Origin of the sequence: Streptomyces sp. NPDC023723 (genome assembly GCF_040639815.1) — a bacterium.
Lineage (GTDB): Bacteria > Actinomycetota > Actinomycetes > Streptomycetales > Streptomycetaceae > Streptomyces.
In genome coordinates this window covers 12,842-31,693 of record NZ_JBFAAP010000043.1, presented here as the reverse complement: position 1 = coordinate 31,693, position 18,852 = coordinate 12,842, and the positions used below count along the sequence as shown (strand labels likewise).

Below are 18,852 nucleotides of genomic sequence, written 5' to 3'. Positions count from 1 at the left end.
GAGATTGTTGGAACATTCATCGAAGGCGGAGTAGGCTCCCACTATTCGAGAATCATGGAACAGTCGCTCTGGAGTCCTCATGTCCACCGCTCTTCGGCCGGCTCCGGCACCCGGTGTCCGTCCCCCCGCGCCTGACCCGTGGAGCCGGCTTCTGGCTGCTGGGTCTCACCCAGCTCACGCTCATGGCCGCCAGCAGCGCGCCCTCTCCGCTCTACTCCGACTACGCGCACCGCTGGGGCCTGTCGGCCACCGCCCTCACCGTCGTCTTCGCCGTCTACGCCGTGGCCCTGCTGGCCGCCCTGCTGGTGGTCGGCGGGCTCTCCGACCACCTGGGCCGGCGCCCGGTACTGGTGGCCGCGCTGGTGGGCGAGGCCGCCGCGATGGCGCTGCTGATGACCGCCGGCGGCGTCGGCCAGCTGATCGCCGGCCGGGCCCTGCAGGGGCTCGCCACCGGTGCCGCCACCGGCGCCATCAGCGCCGGACTGATCGACCTCCAGCACCCGGGCTCCAAGCTCGGCCCGCTGCTGACCAGCAGCGGCACGGCCGTCGGCATGGCCCTCGGCGCCCTGGCCGGCGGCGTCCTCACCCAGTACGCGCCCGCTCCGCACATCGTCGTCTTCGCGCTGCTGGTGGCCGCCTTCCTGCTGCTGGCCGCGACCGTGCCGCTGATCCCCGAGACCTCTCCGCTGCACCCCGGCACCCGCGCCTCGCTGCGGCCCCGGGTCGCCGTTCCGCCCGCCGACCGGGCGGCCTTCCTGATCGCGGTGCCCGCCTTCATCGCGAGCTGGGCGATCGGCGGCCTGTACCTCTCGCTGGGGTCGTCGCTGACGGTCGACATCCTGCACACCGGCAACCACGTCGTGGCCGGCCTGCTGGTGGCCCTGCTCTGCGGAGCCGCCGCGGTGGCCTGCGTCACGCTGCGCGCCATGGCGCCGCTGCGGATGATGGTGACCGGCTCGGGCGGCCTGGTGGTCGGCGCCGTGCTGACCCTGCCCGCGCTCCTGATCCCGTCGATGCCCCTGCTGCTGGCCGCGGCCGTCGTCGCCGGGTTCGGTTTCGGCCTGTCCTTCTTCGGCGCCTTCCGGATGCTGGCGCAGACCGCCGGCCACGCCAAGCGGGCCCAGCTCTTCGCCTCGGTCTACGTGGTCTGCTACCTGGCCAACAGCGTCCCGGCGGTGGTGGCCGGCCTGATCGTGCCGCACGCGGGACTGCGCGACACCGCGGTCGGCTACGTCCTGGTCGTCGCCCTGTTCGCCCTGCTGGCGATACCGTTCGGCGTCGCCGCGCTGCGCCGCACGGCGGCCCCCGCACCGGCCGCCGCCGGCGCCTGACGCGACCGCCCGCCGGGCCCGGCCACCGCGCACCGGCATGGCTCCCGATCCCCCGGGCACGCGCATCCCACGACGGTGGGCGCTCCAGGAGAGGTGCGTGCGGATGAACGGGCAAGAGATGAACGGCCGAGGGACGGACGGGAGCGGGACGGACCGGAGAGCGGCCGACGGACAGGGGCCGGACGGGCCGGTGCCCCGGCCGGCCGACCACCGGGGCGCCCCGACGCCCCCGCTGCGGCCCGGCGGCTACGACCCGGCCGCCTACGCCGCCCCGGTCGTGCGCGGTGCCGCGGCGGCCGGAGTGTCCCCGCTGCTCCTGATGACCGTCCTCTACAACGAGGCGTACAAACCGCACCATCCGCTGCTGGAGCGGCTGTGGCAGTGGTGGAAGCCCGGTGCCTCCCTCGGGGTGGCCAACATGCACCGCGCGGCCTTCGAACGGGTCCGGCGCGCGCATAGCCTGCCGGGGCGCTGGCAGGACCTGTGGGCCGACCCCGGGTTCGCCGTCGAGGTGGCCGCCCTGCACCTGGCGGACCTCGACCGGAGCCTCCCGGCGCACCACGTGCGCCGCTACACCCGCGACGAACTGCTCGCCCTGGGCTACAACACCGGCGGGCGCAACATGCGCGCCTTCGCCCGGGGCGTCCCGCCGGGCCCCATGGCCCGGTCGTACCTGCGCCGGTTCCGTACCCACCGGGGCCGGGCCGCGGCGGCCCTCGCGGCGGCCGAACACAGTGGCACGCCGCCGCACTGACGCACCGTCAGGCGCCGGTCACCGCAGTGAGGGGTGTGAACTCTCCCGCGTGGTCCACGGTTCCTTGTCCACACCCGCACCGGTCATGGCCATGCCCGCGAAGGACCCGGCCGCCCCGGCCGCCACGCCCAGCAGCATGCCCGGCCAGGACGAGACGACGCCGGTGAGGAAGGGGACGGCCAGCAGGGCGCCGACGGCCGCGATCCGCAGGTGCGAGGCGTGCGTCTTCGGGAAGTACCGGGACGGCCGGGGCAGCGGACCGGCGGCGCGCGCCGGGTCGGTGGCGTGCCGCGGCGCGGCGCCGCCCCGCAGGTAGGGCGTGTGGTTGTCCTCCGCCGTCTGACCCCACACCACATGGCCGGAGTCGGAGACGAAGGCGGCGGGCACCTTGTGCTCGGCGTTCGTGGCCGCGATGTCACGCCACCGGGTGGGCCAGCACAGCCAACCGGTGTGGCCGACCAGTTGGGCGGCGGCGTGGGTGAGGTGCTTGTCGCCGAGGGCGATCCGGAAGTTGTCGCCCTCCATGGCCAGCAGCCGGACGACCGGCCCTTCGCCGCCGTTCTCGGGCACCAGCTCGATGCCGTGGGTGACGGAGGCGGCGATCTTGCCGACGCCGGTCCCGGCCGGGTAGCGGTACACCCCCCGCAGCGGGGTGCCGAACCGGACCCGGACCGCGTGCACCCCGCCCGCCGCGGCGTCCGCCCGCAGCATCCGCTGCGCGGGGTAGAGCTGGTTCTTGAGCAGACCGATGACGTACAGGGTCAGCACCACTCCGAGGAACCAGGCGAGCAGGCAGTACAGGGCGCCGAGCGGTGACCCGTCGCCCTTCCAGGCGGTCCGGCCGGCCACGTACGGGGCCCAGACGGTCAGCCAGGCCGCCGCCGCGAACCCCCAGTCACGGCGGATCGGCCCCAGCCTGCCGGGGATCGTGCCGCTCGGCGGCGCGGTCGCGGGCAGTGGTCGCACGGCCGGTGCCGCGCGGCAGGCCAGTACCCATCCCAGCGTCGACAGCGCGGCCAGTCCCAGCGGCACCAGGACGTCCCAGCGCGGGGCACCGATGAAGTGGAACCCCGCCGCGAGCCAGGCGACCGCCGCGGACCCCAGGGCGGTCGCCCCCAGCGCCCTGGACACTGGTGTGGACACGTGCTGCATCCGGCTCTCCCGACCCCTGTGTGAAGAAGTTGTACCCAGCAGGAGATTACGCCGAGTTGATCACCGAGGTAAGGGGCGGGAGCGATGGGTAGCCTGAGCCGTATGTTCACCACCCGCCCCACCCTCCAGGGCACCCACGGCATGGCGGCGACCACGCACTGGCTGGCCTCCGCCGCCGCCATGGCGGTACTGGAGGACGACGGCAACGCCTTCGACGCGGCGGTGGCCGCGGCGTTCACGCTGCACGTCGTGGAACCGCATCTGAACGGCCCGGCGGGCGAGGTGCCGGTCGTCCTCGCGCCCGCCGGGGCCGCGCCCCGGGTGCTGTGCGGGCAGGGACCCGCGCCGGCCGGCGCGAGCATCGCGCACTACACCTCGCTCGGCCTGGACCTGGTGCCCGGCACCGGCCCGCTGGCCGCCGCCGTGCCCGGCGCCTTCGACGCCTGGCTGCTCCTGCTGCGCGACCACGGCACCAAGTCCCTCGCGGACGTGCTGAAGTACGCCATCGGGTACGCCGAACACGGGCATCCGGCGGTCGAGCGGATCGGCGCGACGGTCGAGACGGTCCGGGAGCTGTTCGAGACCGAGTGGACCACCTCCGCCGAGCTCTACCTCCCCGGCGGCCGTTCCCCGGCCCCCGGCGCACTCCTCAAGAACCATGCCCTCGCGGCGACTTGGCGGCGACTGCTCAGCGAGGCGCGGGCCGCCGTCCCCTCGGGCGCCACCCGCTCCGAGCGCCGGGAGGGAGAGATAGCGGCGGCCCGCCGCGTCTGGCGGGAGGGCTTCATCGCCGAGGAACTGGCCGCCTTCGCCGCCCGCCCCACCATGGACACCTCCGGCGAACGCCACCCCGGCACCCTCACCGGCGACGACCTCGCCGGATACACCGCGCACTACGAGGAGCCGGTCACCCGCACCTGGAACGGCTGGACCGTGGCCAAGGCCGGCCCGTGGAGCCAGGGACCGGCCCTGCTCCAGCAACTCGCCCTGCTGGACGACGACTTCGGCACCCCGGGCAGCGGGACCGAGTACGCGAGCGCCGAGTACGTGCACACCCTCGTCGAGGGCACCAAGCTGGCGATGGCCGACCGCGAGGCCTGGTACGGCGACGCGGACGGGGCCGACGTCCCCCTGCCGACGCTGCTGTCGGCCGGGTACAACGCCGGGCGGCGCGCGCTGATCGACCCCGCGCACGCCTCGTACGAGCTGCGCCCCGGCCGCCCCGACGGGCGCACCCCCAGGCTGCCGGGACTCGCCACCGGGCCGGCCCGCCGGGGCACCACCGCGGCCGGGGCCGGGGAGCCGACCGTCGCCCGGGACGGCGCCACCCGGGGCGACACCTGCCACCTCGACATCGTGGACCGCTGGGGCAACATGGTCTCGGCGACGCCGAGCGGCGGCTGGCTCCAGTCCAACCCGGTCGTCCCCGCCCTCGGCTTCCCGCTCGGCACCCGGCTCCAGATGACCTGGCTGGAGCCCGGCCTGCCCAACTCCCTCACCCCCGGCCGCCGCCCCCGCACCACCCTCACCCCCTCCCTGGCCCTGCGCGACGGTGTGCCGGTGCTCGCCTTCGGCACCCCCGGCGGCGACCAGCAGGACCAGTGGAGCCTGCACTTCCTGCTCGCCGTCGCCCTGCGCGCGAGGTTCCGTGGCGGCTACGACCTGCAAGGCGCCATCGACGCGCCGAACTGGCACACCGAAAGCTTCCCGTCCTCGTTCTACCCGCGGCTCATGGACCCGGGATCGCTCGTCCTGGAGTCCCGCTTCGACGACACCGTGATCTCCGGTCTGCGCCGCCGCGGGCACCGGGTCACGGTCGCCGACCCCTGGTCGGAGGGACGGCTGTGCGCGGTCGCCCGGGACCCGGAGACCGGCGTGCTGTCGGCGGCCGCCAACCCGCGCATGATGCAGGGGTACGCGGTCGGCAGGTGACCCGCTAGCGTCCCCCGCCCGGCCCGCGCAGCTCCGCCCGCTCCCACCCCGGCCGGTCCGGCCGCGGACCCAACTGCTCGGGATCGCGGGAGCGGTAGACCACGTACGGCCGGAACAGGTACTGCACCGGCGCGCTGAACATGTGCACCAGCCGGGTGTACGGCACCAGCGCGATCAGCAGCATGCCGATCACCGCGTGCGCCTGGTACAGCACCGGCACCCCGGTCATCAGCCCGGTCTCCGGGCTGAGCCGGAACAGACTGCGCGACCACGGGGCGATGGAGTGCCGGTAGTCGTAGCCGGTGCCGGTGGAGTGGGCGAGCTTGGCGACCATGCCGAGGACGATCGCGCCGACCAGGAAGACGTACATGAACTTGTCGTTGCCGGTGGTGGCCCGGAACACCGGCGCGTTGGTGCGCCGCCGGTAGACCAGCGCCGCGATGCCGGCCACCGCCAGCACCCCGGCGAGGGTGCCGCCGTACAGCGAGAAGAGGTGGTAGGCGCGCTCGTCGACGCCGATCGCGTCGGTCCACGACTCCGGGACGAACAGGCCGATCAGATGGCCGACGAGGACGAACAGGATGCCGTAGTGGAACACCGGGGAGGCGATGTTCAGCAGTTTCGACTCGTACACCTGGGAGGAGCGGCTGGTCCAGCCGAACCGGTCGTAGCGGTGCCGCCACACCAGGCCGGCCACCAGGGACAGGAACGCGGCGTAGGGCAGGACACCCCACAGGAAGACGGTCATCGGCGGGCTCCGGCGGTCGCGGGCGGCAGGGTGGCGCACACCGCGTCCAGGACACACGCGTACGGTGTGCCGCAGCCGGTGAGGCGGGTGCGGAGCTGGTCCAGGGCGTCGCGGTACTCGACCAGCAGCCGGGTGTCGCCGGTGCGGGAGGCCAGCTCCAGCACGGCCGGCAGGAAGTCGGGCAGTTCCTCCTCGGTGCACTCCAGGCCGTGCGCCCGGTAGCACTCCTTGAAGCGGACCAGGGACATGCCGCGCCGCCGGGTGTCGCCGTCGCTCCACCAGCTCAGATACAGACTGTGCCGGTTCTTGAAGTCGAACACCTCGACGTAGTGCGCCTGGAGGTCGGACTGCGAGGTCAGCGCCGCGTGGTCGGTGAACCCGCGCAGTTGCGGCGCCGCCTCGCGCAGCAGCGGCAGCCGGGCCCGGAAGTCGTCGTCCGGGTAGGTCAGGCAGAGCGCCGCCGCCTGGTAGAGCACCTCGAAACCGGGCATCAGACCTCCCTCTCGTCGGACGGTTCGTCGGCGGTCTGCCGGCGGCGCAGCAGGTGGAAGTTCTCCACCGGCACCAGCGGCAGCCGCTTGCGTCCCGAGTCCTGGCCGAACGGCCCGTCGCCGCCCGCGCCCGGCCCGCCGTCGAAGTCCAGGCTGCAGGTGTCCGGCAGCGCGGCCGCCTCCAGGCGGTGCGCGTCCCCGACGGCCGCCGTCGGAATCACGTACCGCTCCTCGTACTTGGCGATGGCCAGCAGCCGGTACATGTCCTCGATCGCGCCGGGCGTCATGCCGACCGCGCCGGCCACCCGCGGGTCGGGTTCCTCACCGAGGTTGACCGCCCGCATGTGGGCGCGCATCGCGGCGAGCTTCTCCAGCGACGCCCGCACCGGAGCGGTGTCCCCGGCCGCGAACAGCTCCGCCAGGTACTCCAGCGGGATGCGCAGGGTGTCGATGGCGCCGAACAGGTTGTCGGCGTCCTCGCCGTCGTGCCCGGTGTCGGTGAGCGCGTCCACCACCGGGGACAGCGGCGGGATGTACCAGACCATCGGCATCGTCCGGTACTCCGGATGCAGCGGCAGCGCGACCCGGTACGTGCTCACCAGCGCGCGCACGGGGGAGCGCCGGGCCGCCTCGATCCAGTCGTACGGGATGTCCGCCGCCTCGGCGGCCCGTCGCACCCCGGGGTCCTCCGGGTCGAGGAACACGTCCAACTGGGCTTGATACAACTCCCGTTCGTCGGTCGTCTCGGCCGCCGCCGTCACCTTGTCGGCGTCGTAGAGCAGCACGCCGAGATAGCGCAGCCGGCCCACACAGGTCTCCGAGCAGACCGTGGGCTGGCCGATCTCGATGCGCGGGTAGCAGAAGGTGCACTTCTCGGCCTTGCCGGTGCGATGGTTGAAGTACACCTTCTTGTACGGGCAGCCGGTCACACACATCCGCCAGCCCCGGCAGCGGTCCTGGTCGACCAGGACGATGCCGTCCTCCGCCCGCTTGTACATCGCCCCCGACGGACAGGACGCCACGCAGGACGGGTTGAGGCAGTGCTCGCAGATCCGCGGCAGATAGAACATGAAGGTCTCTTCGTAGGCGAACCGCACCTTCTCGGCCGCCTGCCGCCGGACCCGCTCCACCATCGGGTCGAGGTCGCCGTAGGCCGGGGCGCCGCCCAGGTTGTCGTCCCAGTTCGAGGACCAGCTGATCTTCATCGGCTTGCCGTCGAGCTGGGAAACGGGCTGGGCGACGGGGTAGTCGGTGCCCAGCGGGGCGTCGGTGAGGTTCTTGTAGTCGTACGTCCAGGGCTCGTAGTAGTCCTTGATCTCCGGCAGCTTCGGGTTGGCGAAGATCCCGGCCAGCTTCTTGAACCGGCCGCCCGCCTTGAGCCTCAGCGCGCCCCGCTTGTTCAGCTCCCAGCCGCCGCGCCACTTGTCCTGGTCCTCGTAGCGGCGGGGGTAGCCCTGCCCCGGCCGGGTCTCCACGTTGTTGAACCAGACGTACTCCATGCCCCGGCGGTTGGTCCAGGCCTGCTTGCAGGTGACCGAGCAGGTGTGGCAGCCGATGCACTTGTCGAGGTTCATCACCATCGCGATCTGTGCCATCACACGCATGTCAGTACTCGACCTCCTGGCCGCGGCGGCGGATCACCGTCACCTCGTCGCGCTGGTTGCCGGTCGGACCGAGGTAGTTGAACGCCCAGGACAGCTGGGCGTAGCCGCCGATCAGATGGGTCGGTTTGAGGATCAGCCGGGTGAGCGAGTTGTGGATGCCGCCGCGCCTGCCGGTGGTCTCGGTCAGCGGGACACCCACCGTGCGTTCCTGCGCGTGGTGCATGTAGACCGTGCCGGGCGGCATCCGGTGCGAGACCACCGCGCGGGCCACCACCACGCCGTTGCGGTTGACCGCCTCGATCCAGTCGTCGTCCGCCACCCCGATCGCGTCCGCGTCCTGCGGCGCCATCCAGATGGTCTGGCCGCCCCGGGACAGCGACAGCATGAACAGGTTGTCCTGGTACTCGGAGTGGATCGACCACTTGTTGTGCGGGGTGAGGTAGCGGACCGTCACCTCCCGGGCGCCGTCCGGGCCGAGCCGGGGTTCGCCGAACAGGCGGTGCATGTCCAGCGGCGGGCGGTAGACGGGGAGTGCCTCGCCCAGCTCGTGCATCCAGTCGTGGTCGAGGAAGAGGTGCTGCCGGCCGGTGAGCGTGTGCCACGGCTTGAGCTGCTCGGTGTTCTGCGTGAACGCCGTGTAGCGGCGGCCGCCGTGCTCACTGCCCGACCACTCCGGGGAGGCGTTCACCGGGACCGGCGCCGACTGGGTGTCCGCGTAGGTGACCCGGCGGCCCTCGTGCTCGGCGGCCAGGTGGGCCATCGGCTGCCCGGTCTTCGCCTCCAGGGTGCGAAACCCCTGCACCGCCAGCCGGCCGTTGGTGGTGCCGGACAGGGCGAGGATCGTGTTGGCCGCCTTCACCGCCGTGTCCAGCGCCGGCCGGCCGTCCGCCGGGCCGCCGCGCACCGCGCCGTTCAGCTCCCGCAGCACGGTCACCTCCGCGTCCGGGCGCAGGGCGATGCCCTTGGCGGGCAGCCCGCCCGCCTCCACCAGCGGGCCGAGCGCCGCGAACTTCGCGCCGACCGCCGGGTAGTCCCGCTCCACCACGGCCAGCGCGGGCATGGTCTTCCCCGGCTCCGGTTCGCACTCGCCGCGCTGCCAGTCCCGTACCACACCGCCCGGCTGGGCCAGCTCGCCCGGGGTGTCGTGCTGGAGCGGCGAGGCCACCAGGTCCTTGCGGACGCCGAGGTGGCCGACGGCCAGTTCGCTGAGCTTGTCGGCCAGCGCCTTGAAGGTGTCGAAGTCGGTGCGGGCCTGCCAGGGCGGGTCCACGGCCGGGGAGAAGGCGTGCACGTAGGGGTGCATGTCGGTGCTGGACAGGTCGTGTTTCTCGTACCAGGTCGCGGCCGGCAGCACGACGTCGGAGAGCAGGGTGGAGGAGGTGTGCCGGAAGTCCAGGGAGAGCAGCAGGTCGAGCTTGCCCTCGGGGGCCGTGTCGTGCCAGACCACGTCCCGGGGGCGCTGCTCCGGTGCCGCCTCCTCGGCGCGCAGCGACGAGTGCGTGCCCAGCAGATGCTTGGTGAAGTACTCGGCGCCCTTCGCGGAGGAACCCAGCAGATTGGCCCGCCACAGGGTCACGATCCGGGGCCAGTTCTCCGGCGCGTCCGGATCCTCGCAGGCGAACTTCAGGGTCCCGGCGCGCAGTTCGGCCACCGCCTTGGCCACCGGATCGCCGAACACCTCGCCCAGCTCCAGTGGATTGCGGTCGAAGGTCGGGTACGACGGCATCCACCCCGCCCGTGCCGACAGCGCCAGGCAGTCCGCGCCGGTCATCCCCGCGAACCGGCCCTCGCCCAGCGGTGAGGCCAGCACATCGGCGCTGAACCGGTCGTAGCGCCACTGGTCGGTGTTGAGGAACCAGTACCCGGTGCCGATCATCTGCCGGGGCGGCCGGGACCAGTCCAGACCGCCGGCCAGGGCGGCCCAGCCGGTCAGCGGGCGGCACTTCTCCTGGCCCACGTAGTGCGCCCAGCCGCCGCCGTTGCGGCCCTGGCAGCCGGTCAGCTGGAGCAGGGCGAGGAAGGCCCGGTAGATCGTCTCGGAGTGGAACCAGTGGTTGGTCCCCGCGCCCATCAGGATCATGCAGCGGCCCTTGGAGCGCTCGGCGGTCCGCGCGAACTCCCGGGCGATGCGCACGCAGGCCGCCGCCGGCACCGAGGTGTGCGTCTCCTGCCAGGCCGGGGTGCAGGGGTCCGCCGCGTCCTGGTACGACGCCGGCCAGTGGCCCGGGACGCCGGGGCGGGCCACACCGTACTGGGCCAGCAGCAGGTCGAAGACGGTGGTCACCAGGGGCCCGTCGGGGCCGCCGAGCCGGGTCGCGGGCACCCCGCGCCGGACCACCTCGCCGCGCCCCTGTCCGTGGGTGCCGCCGTCGGTGTCGAAGCGGGGGAGGAGCACCTCCACGCCGGTCGACGCCTCGTGGCCGTGCAGGGTGAGGCGGGGGCCGACCTCCCCGAGGTCCAGGTTCCACCTGCCCTGGTCGGCCTCGTTCCAGCGGAAGCCGACCGAGCCGTTCGGCACGACCGCGCGGCCGGTCGCCTCGTCCAGCACCACCGTCTTCCACCGCGCGTCCTCGCCGGCCTGCCCGAGGTCGGCGGCGCGCAGGAACTTCGCCGGCACGTACGCCCCGTCCCGCTCGGCCAGGGTGACCAGGAACGGCAGGTCGGTGAAGCGCCGTACGTAGTCGGTGAAGAAGGGTGTGTCGCGGTCGACGAAGAACTCCTTCAGCACCACGTGCCCCATGGCCAGCGCCAGCGCGGCGTCGGTGCCGGGGTGCGGATGCAGCCACTGGTCGGCGAACTTGGTGTTGTCGGCGTAGTCCGGGGAGACCACGACGACCTTCTGGCCCCGGTAGCGGGCCTCCGCCATCCAGTGCGCGTCCGGGGTGCGGGTCACCGGGACGTTCGTCCCCCACATGATCAGGTACGCCGCGTCCCACCAGTCGCCCGACTCCGGTACGTCGGTCTGGTCGCCGAAGACCTGCGGGGAGGCGACGGGCAGGTCGGCGTACCAGTCGTAGAACGACAGCATCGGGGCGCCGATCAGGGCGTGGAAGCGGGCGCCCGCCGCGTGCGACACCATCGACATCGCGGGGATCGGGGAGAACCCGGCGATCCGGTCCGGGCCGTGCTTCTTGATGGTGTGCACGTGCGCGGCGGCCACCAGCTCCACCATCTCGTCCCAGGACGCCCGCACCAGGCCGCCCTTGCCCCGGGCCACCTGGTAGCGGCGCCGCCGCTCCGGGTCGTCCTGGATGTCGGCCCAGGCCAGCACCGGGTCCTTCAGCCGGGCTTTGGCCTCCCGGTACATCTCCAGGAGCACGCCGCGCACGTAGGGGTAGCGCACCCGGGTGGGGGAGTACGTGTACCAGGAGAAGGCGGCGCCCCTGGGGCAGCCGCGCGGCTCGTACTCGGGGCGGTCCGGGCCGACCGACGGGTAGTCCGTCGCCTGGGTCTCCCAGGTGATGATGCCGTCCTTGACGAACACGTTCCAGCGGCACGAACCCGTGCAGTTGACGCCGTGCGTGGAGGTGACGACCTTGTCGTGGCTCCAGCGGTCCCGGTAGAAGGCGTCCGCCTCCCGGCCGCCGGCCAGCCCGATGCTGTGCAGGTCGGGCGCGGCCGCCCCACGGCGCAGGAACCGGCCCGCGCGCAGCAGTGCCGCCCCCGGCTCGGTGGGCGGTGTCCGCGTCTGAGTCACGTGCGCTCCCTTGCTGCCGGCCCTGGTTCACGAACCTAGGGCCGGCAATGGGAGCGCACCCGTTCACGGGGCCCGTACGGGTTTCCCGGCAGGGAACCCCCGACGGGGTCAGGGCTTGCGGGCCACCCCCGCGTACACCGGCACGATGCCCTCCTCCTGCGCCGCCACGTCCACCGGCTCCGGCCGCCACCCGGTCACCGGGATCAGGCCGGGACCCAGCAGCTCCAGACCGTCGAAGAAGCGGGCGAACCCGGCCAGCGGACGCGGGAAGAACGGGGTGCCGCCGCGCGCGAACAGGGCGGCGGCCCGGCCCACCGCCTCCGGGTTCAGATCCGCGGTGACCTGCGACAGGATCAGGAAGCTGCCCGGGGCCAGGGCGTCCACGTACCGCTTCAGCAGGCCGTGCGCGTCGTCGCCGTCGGCCGCGTCCCCCAGGTAGTGCGTCAGCGCCACCAGCGACAGGGCGACGGGCCGGGTCAGGTCCAGGGACTCGGCCGCCAGCCGCAGGATCGTGTCCGGGTCGCGGACGTCGGCGTGCACGTAGTCCGTCGAGCCCTCGGCGGAGCCGCGCAGCAGCGCCTCGGCGTGCCGCAGCACGATCGGGTCGTTGTCCGCGTACACCACCCGGGATTCGGCCGCGACCCCCTGCGCCACCTGGTGCAGGTTCGGCTGAGTCGGTATGCCGGTGCCGATGTCGAGGAACTGGCGCACGCCCGCCTCGGCGACCGTGCGGACCGCCCGGTGCATGAACCGGCGGTTCGCGCGGGCGCCGCGCACCGCCGTCTCGTCGGCGGCGAGGATCTTGCGGGCCAGCTCCTCGTCCACCGGGTAGTTGTCCTTGCCGCCCAGCCACCAGTCGTAGACCCGGGCGGGGTGCGGCCGGCTGGTGTCGATGGCGGGCACGGCGTCGTCTGGGGCGGTCATGCGCGGCGTTCTCCTCGGGCTCGTCGTGCGGGTCGGGCTCGTCGGGCGGCTCGGGGGCGTCGGGCGTGCGGCGCGCGGCTCGGCGGTGGCACCGGCTCAGTAGCTCTCGCGGTACGCGCGCAGGATCTTCTGGGTGCGCTGCGCGGAGGCGGCCAGCGCCGTCATGTGGTCCAGCACCTCCAGGTGCGCGGAGACCTCGTCCCGGGAGTCCAGGTACAGGGCGCCGGTCAGATACTCGGTGAACACCATGTCCGGCAGCTCCGGCTCGGCGAACCGGAACAGCGTGAACGGCGCGTACGTCCCCGGATGCGGGCCGGTGTCGAACTCGGCGACCTGCAGGGTCACCCGCTCCCGCCCGGCGAAGTCCAGCAGCTTGTCGAGCTGTTCGCGCATCACCCCGCCGTCGACGCTCACCGGGCGGCGCAGCACCGTCTCGTCCATGATCACCCACAGGTGCGGCGGCTGGGCGCGCGCCAGCAGCCCCTGCCGCTCCATGCGCAGCGCCACGTGCCGCTCCACGGCCGCCTCGCCGGCCGTCCCGATGGTCCCGGTCTCCAGCACCGCCCGCGCGTACTCCTCCGTCTGGAGCAGTCCCGGCACGAAGTGCGGCTCGTAGGACCGGATGATCCGGGCGGCGCCCTCCAGGCTCACGTACAGGCTGAACCACTCGGGCAGCACGTCGTGGTACCGCTGCCACCAGCCGGGCCGGTTGGCCTCCTCGGCGAGGTCGACGAAGGACGTCACCTCGGCGTCGGGCACCCCGTAGGCGTTCAGCAGGATCTGGACGTACGGGATCTTCAGCGCGACCTCGGCCGTCTCCATCCGCCGTACCGTCGCCGGGGCCACCCGCAGCACCTTCGCGGCGGCCTCGCGGCTCAGGCCGGACCTCTCCCGCAGCTCCTGGAGCCGCTTTCCCAGCACCACCTGTCCCACAGTGGGCGCGGGCCTACGGTCACTCACGCCACGCCCCTCCAACGCGCCGAAGTACTTCACCAGTCTTTCACGTCACCCGGCCCGTCCCACAAGGGAGGTCCGGCACGAAGTGCTGTGGCAGGCTGGGCAGGAGACCGTCCGGACCGGGAAGGAGCGCGGCCGATGCCCGGCGAACCGCTGTCGCAGCAGGACATCGAGGACCGGCTCGCCGAGCTGCCCGGCTGGTCGCTCGACGACGGCCGCCTCACCCGCGGCTACCGGCTGGCCTCGCACGTCGCGGCCACCGCGATGGTCGTGCACATCGCCCAGGTGCAGGAGGAGCTCGACCATCACTCCGATCTGACCCTGGGCTACGACACGGTGTCGCTGAGCGTGCACACGCACAGCGCGGGCGGCGCGGTGACCGAGAAGGATCTCGAGCTGGCCCGCCGGGTGGAGGATCTGGCCGCGGGCCACGGGGCACACTGACGTATGTGCTGGACTATGACGAGGAAGCGGAGCGGTACGACGCCGCCCGCGGCGGCGAGCCCAGGGCCGCCGCCGCAGCCGAGGCACTGCTGAGCCTGGTCCCGGCCGGGGCGGGCCGGCTGCTCGACGCGGCCTGCGGCACCGGGATCGTCACGCGGCGCCTGGCGGCGGCCCGCGCGGGACTGCGGGTGACCGGCGTGGACCGCTCAGCCGCCATGATCGGGCGGGCGGCGGCCCGGCTGCCCGGCGCGGTGCTGCGGGCCGACGCCCGCCGACTGCCGTTCGGCGCCGGGTCGTTCGACGCGGTGAGCAGCGTGTGGCTGCTGCATCTGGCCGCCGTGCCCGACGCGCGCACCATCGTCGGGGAGTGCGCCCGGGTGCTGCGGCCCGGCGGGGTGTACGTGACCACGGTCGACAAGGGCCCCTCGCACAACGTGGGCAGCGACATCGACGCCGTCCTCACCGCCCGGCCGCCCAGCGTCGTGCCGGACTCGGCCGGAGCCGTCGCGGCGTACGCCCGCGAACACGGGCTGCGCCCGGCCGGCCGGGCCCGGTTCACCGGCCGGGGGCAGGGCCGCAGTCCCCGGCGCACCATCGCCGACCTGCGGCGCGGCTGGTTCATGACGCTGCCGCCGGGCGACCCGCTCGCCGAACGGTTCGCCGCCCGCCTCGCGGCCCTCCCCGACCAGGACCGGCCCCGGCCCGACCCGGTGTTCACCCTGCTGGCGTTCGAGAAGCCCTGACCGGCGGGGCGCTGCCGGCGGTCCGGCCCAGGCGGCGACGGGGAGCCGCCCGCCGCGGGGATGGGGCGGCAACTCCCGCGCCCTTGGCGGCGACTGAGAGAGGAACACCCCCCTCTCAGGAGGCAACCCCCATGAAGCACCCGCACGGGCGCGGCAGACGCCGCGTCCTCATCACCACCCTGGCCGCGGTCACCGCCCTGGCCGGCGCCGGGCTGACCACGCTCACCGCCGACACCGCCGAGGCGGCGACCGCCCGGCAGGTCGAGAAGCTGGACCGGGGCGTCGTCAGCGTCCACACCTCGGCCGGCAACCTGGTCAGCTGGCGCTGGCTCGGCACCGACCCGAACGACGTCTCCTTCAACGTCTACCGGGCCGGCACGAAGGTCAACCCGGCCCCGGTCACCGGCTCCACCAACTACTTCCACTCCGGCGCCCCGGAACAGGCCGACTACACCGTCCGCGCGATCGTGAACGGCGTCGAGCAGACCGACTCGGTGAACGCGGTGCAGTTCCGAGCCGGCTACAAGGACGTGCCGATCAGCCCGCCCGCCGGCGGCACCACCCCCGACGGCGTCGCCTACACCTACGAGGCCAACGACGCCTCGGTCGGCGACCTCGACGGCGACGGCGCCCTGGACATCGTCCTGAAGTGGCAGCCGACCAACGCCAAGGACAACTCCCAGTCCGGCTACACCGGCAACACGATCGTCGACGGGATCAAGCTCGACGGCACCCGGCTGTGGCGCGTCGACCTGGGCCGCAACATCCGCTCCGGCGCCCACTACACCCAGTTCCAGGTGTACGACTACGACGGCGACGGCAAGGCCGAGGTCGCCATGAAGACCGCCGACGCCACGGTCGACGGCACCGGCGCGGTCATCGGCAGCTCGTCCGCCGACTACCGCAACTCCTCCGGGTACGTGCTGTCCGGCCCCGAGTACCTGACCATGTTCAACGGCCAGACCGGCAAGGCGATGGGCAGCGTCGACTACGTCCCGGCCCGCGGCACCGTCTCCTCCTGGGGCGACTCCTACGGCAACCGGGTGGACCGCTTCCTGGCCGGCACCGCCTACCTGGACGGCGCCCGGCCCTCGCTCATCATGGCCCGCGGCTACTACACCCGCAGCGTGATCGCCGCCTGGGACTGGCGAGGCGGCGCCTTCACCCGCCGCTGGACCTTCGACACCAACTCGTCGACCAACAGCGGCAAGGGCTACGACGGCCAGGGCTCGCACAGCCTCTCCGTCGGGGACGTCGACAACGACGGCAAGGACGAGATCGTCTACGGCTCGATGGCGGTCGACGACAACGGCAACGGGCTGTGGACCGCCAAGACCGGCCACGGCGACGCCCAGCACCTCGGCGACCTGGACCCGTCCACCTCGGGCCTGGAGTACTTCAAGGTCTCCGAGTCCACCTCGCAGCCCGCCGAGGTGTACCTCAACCCGGCCAGCGGCGCGGTCCGCTGGAAGCTCGACGCCTGCTGCGACAACGGCCGCGGGGTCGCCGGTGACATCTACGCCGGCAACGACGGCGCCGAGGTCTGGTCCGCCTCCGACACCTACATCCGCGACGAGGCCGGCGCCACCAAGGGCCGCGAACCGTCCTCCGCCAACTTCCTGTCCTGGTGGGACGGCGACACCGTCCGCGAACTCCTGGACGGCACCCACATCGACAAGTACGGCACCTCCGCCGACACCCGCCTGCTCACCGGCTCCGGCGTCGCCTCCAACAACGGCACCAAGGCCACCCCGGTGCTCTCCGGCGACATCCTCGGCGACTGGCGCGAGGAGGTCATCTGGCGCACCAGCTCCAACACCGCGCTGCGGATCTACTCGACCCCGGTGGAGACCAGCACGAAGATCACCACCCTGCTCCACGACACGATGTACCGCACCGGCCTCGCCTGGCAGAACACCGCCTACAACCAGCCCCCGCACCCGAGTTTCTTCCTCGGCAACGGGATGGCGACGGCACCGCGGCCCACGGTGTACACGCCGTAGCACGCGGGCGCGGTCTCCCGGTTCAGCCGGGGGGCCGCGCCCGGCGCCCGCGCGGCCGGCCGGTCTGCGCGGCGGCCTCCTTGTGCGGCTCGCCGACCACGTCCCGGACCCACTTCGGGGTCAGCTCCAGGCGGGTCGCGAGCGCCTCCACCGGCACGCCCCGCCGGTGCGCCGCCTGCAACGCCGTGTTCCGGCGGGTCTTCCAGCGGGTCGTCGCCCGTTCGCCCGCCATCGATCTCTCCAGCAGCACGGCCAGCGCCAGCAGCAGCCGGCCCAGCGCGCCGTTCCATCGTCGCCGCATACGGCCTCCGTCGTCGAAAGGTCACCACACCTGTTCCCACGGTCGAGGCCCGGTGCGACGGCGGCAAGGGCGTGCGAGAGCGCACACCCGGGGCAGGGGCGAAGCGGGAGCGGTCAGGGAGCCCGCAGTCCCGCGACGAGCAGCCCGGCCAGCCGGCGGGCGTCGTAGTGGTCGTCGCCTTCCGCGCCGATGCACAGGTTCCCGACGCCGCGCATCAGCTCGTACGCCGCGAGGCCCGGCCGGATCTCACCCGCCTCGGCCGCCGCCGCCAGCAGGCGCGCGCAGACGGGCAGCAGGCGGTCCAGGAAGGAGGCGTGCAGCGCCTGGAAACCGGGGTCGTCGGAGCGCAGCACGGCGGCGAGGCCGTGCTTGGTGACCAGGAAGTCGACGAAGAGGTCGATCCACTGCCCAAGGGCCGCGTGCGGTGACGCGGCGGACTCCAGCAGGGCCGGGCCGGCCTCGGCGCACGCCTCGATCTGGTGCCGGTAGACGGCCACGATGAGGTCGGCCCGGGTCGGGAAGTGCCGGTAGATGGTGCCCGTGCCGACCCCGGCCGCGGCGGCGATGTCGCGCACCGGCGCGTCCACCCCCGACCGGACGAAGACCGTGGCCGCCGCGTCGAGCAGCGTCTTCTGGTTGCGCCGGGCGTCCGCCCGCCGGGGCCGCGCCGCGCCCCGCTCGTCGTCGCTCACCATGCCGCTCCTTCCCGCGACCGCCTTCCCGCGACCGCCGGGGGCCCGGTCCGCCTTGCAAAGCGGAACGTCGTTCCGTATCGTTAGCGGAACGCGGTTCCGCTTGGTTCATCATGCCAGACGGGCCGTCCGACCGCGAAAGGCGCCCCCATGTCCGCATTCCCGTCCGCGCCCGCCCCGATCGTCTCCGTGAAGCCGGTCGTGCTTTCCGCACCCGGCCGCGGTGACGACCTCCAGGTCCGGATCTCCGCGCCCGTCACCGGGCAGCACCTGCCCGTCCTCGTCTTCTCGCACGGCTACGGCTGGTCGATGGACGGCTACGCCCCGCTCGCCGATCACTGGGCCGCCCACGGCTTCGTCGTCGTCCAGCCCACCCACCTCGACTCCCGGCGGCTCGGCCTGCCCGCCGACGACCCGCGCACGCCGCTGATCTGGCGCACCCGGGTCGAGGACCTCACCCGGGTGCTCGACCGGCTCGACGCGCTGGAGGCGGCCGTGCCGGGGCTGGCCGGCCGGGTCGACCACGGCCGGGTCGCGGTGGCCGGGCACTCCTTCGGCGCCCAGAGCGCGAGCCTGCTGCTGGGCGCCCGCGTCCTCGACGCCGACGGCCTCCCGGGCGAGGACCTGTCCGACCCGCGGGTCTCGGCCGGCGTGCTGTTCGCGCTGACCGGGCGCGGCGGCGCCGACCTGTCCCCGTTCGCCGCCGAGCACTTCCCCTTCATGAACCCCGCTTTCGACGACATGACCACCCCCGCCCTGGTGGTCGCCGGGGACGCCGACGACTCCCCGCTCTCCACCCGCGGCCCCGACTGGTTCACCGACGCCTACGAGTTCAGCCCGAAGGACAAGGCCCTGCTGACCCTCTTCGGCGCCGGCCACTCGCTCGGCGGCATCCCGGGTTACGAGGTCGCCGAGACCACCGACGAGAGCCCCGCGCGGGTCGCCCTGCTCCAGCGCCTCAGCACGGCCTACCTGCGCGGCGCCCTCGACCCCGACGACACCGCCTGGCGCACGGCGAGCGCCGAACTGGACGCCGACCCGGAGCCGCTGGGCCGGCTCCGGAGCAAGTGAGGACACCG

The 18,852-nt window shown here is 73.3% G+C and carries 16 protein-coding genes; 7 read left to right on the top strand and 9 right to left on the bottom strand.

All coding sequences use genetic code 11. The annotated features are described in order from the left end of the window. Nucleotides 1–113 precede the first annotated feature (113 nt). Nucleotides 114–1,331: an MFS transporter gene (locus AB0G32_RS31065; protein ID WP_361170746.1), complete on the top strand. Its 1,218-nt coding sequence runs from the start codon at nucleotides 114–116 to the stop codon at nucleotides 1,329–1,331. 103 nt (nucleotides 1,332–1,434) lie between these two features. Beyond that, nucleotides 1,435–2,085, top strand: coding sequence for a lytic transglycosylase domain-containing protein (locus tag AB0G32_RS31060; RefSeq protein WP_361170743.1), 651 nt, complete (start codon nucleotides 1,435–1,437; stop codon nucleotides 2,083–2,085). Between the two features lie 18 nt (nucleotides 2,086–2,103). On the opposite strand, the gene AB0G32_RS31055 is transcribed toward AB0G32_RS31060, so the two are convergent. After that, nucleotides 2,104–3,228: a hypothetical protein gene (locus AB0G32_RS31055; protein WP_361170740.1), complete on the bottom strand. Its 1,125-nt coding sequence runs from the start codon at nucleotides 3,226–3,228 to the stop codon at nucleotides 2,104–2,106. Between the two features lie 111 nt (nucleotides 3,229–3,339). Here AB0G32_RS31055 and AB0G32_RS31050 point away from each other — a divergent pair, with 111 nt between their 5' ends. Next, nucleotides 3,340–5,169, top strand: coding sequence for a gamma-glutamyltransferase (locus tag AB0G32_RS31050; RefSeq protein WP_361170738.1), 1,830 nt, complete (start codon nucleotides 3,340–3,342; stop codon nucleotides 5,167–5,169). A gap of 4 nt (nucleotides 5,170–5,173) precedes the next feature. On the opposite strand, the gene narI is transcribed toward AB0G32_RS31050, so the two are convergent. The 6 genes from narI to AB0G32_RS31020 all read right to left on the bottom strand — a co-directional run bounded on the left by narI (nucleotide 5,174) and on the right by AB0G32_RS31020 (nucleotide 13,593). Further along, the gene (narI, locus tag AB0G32_RS31045) at nucleotides 5,174–5,917 is read right to left on the bottom strand and encodes a respiratory nitrate reductase subunit gamma (RefSeq protein ID WP_361170735.1); all 744 of its coding nucleotides are present in this window, start codon (nucleotides 5,915–5,917) and stop codon (nucleotides 5,174–5,176) included. Beyond that, the gene (gene narJ, locus AB0G32_RS31040) at nucleotides 5,914–6,408 is read right to left on the bottom strand and encodes a nitrate reductase molybdenum cofactor assembly chaperone (RefSeq protein WP_361170732.1); all 495 of its coding nucleotides are present in this window, start codon (nucleotides 6,406–6,408) and stop codon (nucleotides 5,914–5,916) included. Before narJ ends, narI begins: the two co-directional genes overlap by 4 nt. Next, on the bottom strand, nucleotides 6,408–8,012 hold the full coding sequence (gene narH / locus AB0G32_RS31035) for a nitrate reductase subunit beta (RefSeq protein ID WP_361170729.1): 1,605 nt from the start codon (nucleotides 8,010–8,012) through the stop codon (nucleotides 6,408–6,410). The genes narJ and narH overlap by 1 nt, the downstream gene beginning before the upstream one ends. A 1-nt stretch (nucleotide 8,013) precedes the next feature. Then, complete coding sequence (locus AB0G32_RS31030; protein ID WP_361170726.1) at nucleotides 8,014–11,709, bottom strand: nitrate reductase subunit alpha; 3,696 nt, start codon at nucleotides 11,707–11,709, stop codon at nucleotides 8,014–8,016. A 108-nt stretch (nucleotides 11,710–11,817) separates the two neighbouring features. Beyond that, nucleotides 11,818–12,633 (bottom strand): SAM-dependent methyltransferase, encoded by an 816-nt coding sequence (locus tag AB0G32_RS31025; RefSeq protein ID WP_361170723.1) that lies wholly within the window; start codon nucleotides 12,631–12,633, stop codon nucleotides 11,818–11,820. Nucleotides 12,634–12,729: 96 nt separating this feature from the next. Then, nucleotides 12,730–13,593 carry a helix-turn-helix transcriptional regulator gene (locus AB0G32_RS31020; protein ID WP_361170720.1) on the bottom strand — a complete coding sequence of 288 codons (864 nt, stop codon included), beginning with the start codon at nucleotides 13,591–13,593 and terminating at the stop codon, nucleotides 12,730–12,732. 135 nt (nucleotides 13,594–13,728) lie between these two features. On the opposite strand from AB0G32_RS31020, the gene AB0G32_RS31015 reads away from it, so the two are divergent. From AB0G32_RS31015 to AB0G32_RS31005, 3 genes are all read left to right on the top strand, one after another. Further along, complete coding sequence (locus AB0G32_RS31015) at nucleotides 13,729–14,034, top strand: 4a-hydroxytetrahydrobiopterin dehydratase (RefSeq protein WP_361170717.1); 306 nt, start codon at nucleotides 13,729–13,731, stop codon at nucleotides 14,032–14,034. A 5-nt stretch (nucleotides 14,035–14,039) separates the two neighbouring features. Further along, a complete protein-coding gene (locus AB0G32_RS31010; protein ID WP_361170714.1) occupies nucleotides 14,040–14,777 on the top strand; it encodes a class I SAM-dependent methyltransferase in 738 nt (245 codons plus the stop codon). Between the two features lie 131 nt (nucleotides 14,778–14,908). Then, nucleotides 14,909–16,780, top strand: coding sequence for a rhamnogalacturonan lyase (locus tag AB0G32_RS31005; protein ID WP_361170711.1), 1,872 nt, complete (start codon nucleotides 14,909–14,911; stop codon nucleotides 16,778–16,780). 22 nt (nucleotides 16,781–16,802) lie between these two features. On the opposite strand, the gene AB0G32_RS31000 is transcribed toward AB0G32_RS31005, so the two are convergent. Next, on the bottom strand, nucleotides 16,803–17,081 hold the full coding sequence (locus AB0G32_RS31000) for a hypothetical protein (RefSeq protein WP_361170708.1): 279 nt from the start codon (nucleotides 17,079–17,081) through the stop codon (nucleotides 16,803–16,805). A gap of 113 nt (nucleotides 17,082–17,194) precedes the next feature. Continuing rightward, nucleotides 17,195–17,776: a helix-turn-helix domain-containing protein gene (locus AB0G32_RS30995; protein WP_361170705.1), complete on the bottom strand. Its 582-nt coding sequence runs from the start codon at nucleotides 17,774–17,776 to the stop codon at nucleotides 17,195–17,197. A gap of 147 nt (nucleotides 17,777–17,923) precedes the next feature. Here AB0G32_RS30995 and AB0G32_RS30990 point away from each other — a divergent pair, with 147 nt between their 5' ends. Further along, the gene (locus AB0G32_RS30990) at nucleotides 17,924–18,844 is read left to right on the top strand and encodes a chlorophyllase (RefSeq protein ID WP_361170702.1); all 921 of its coding nucleotides are present in this window, start codon (nucleotides 17,924–17,926) and stop codon (nucleotides 18,842–18,844) included. Nucleotides 18,845–18,852: the final 8 nt, after the last annotated feature.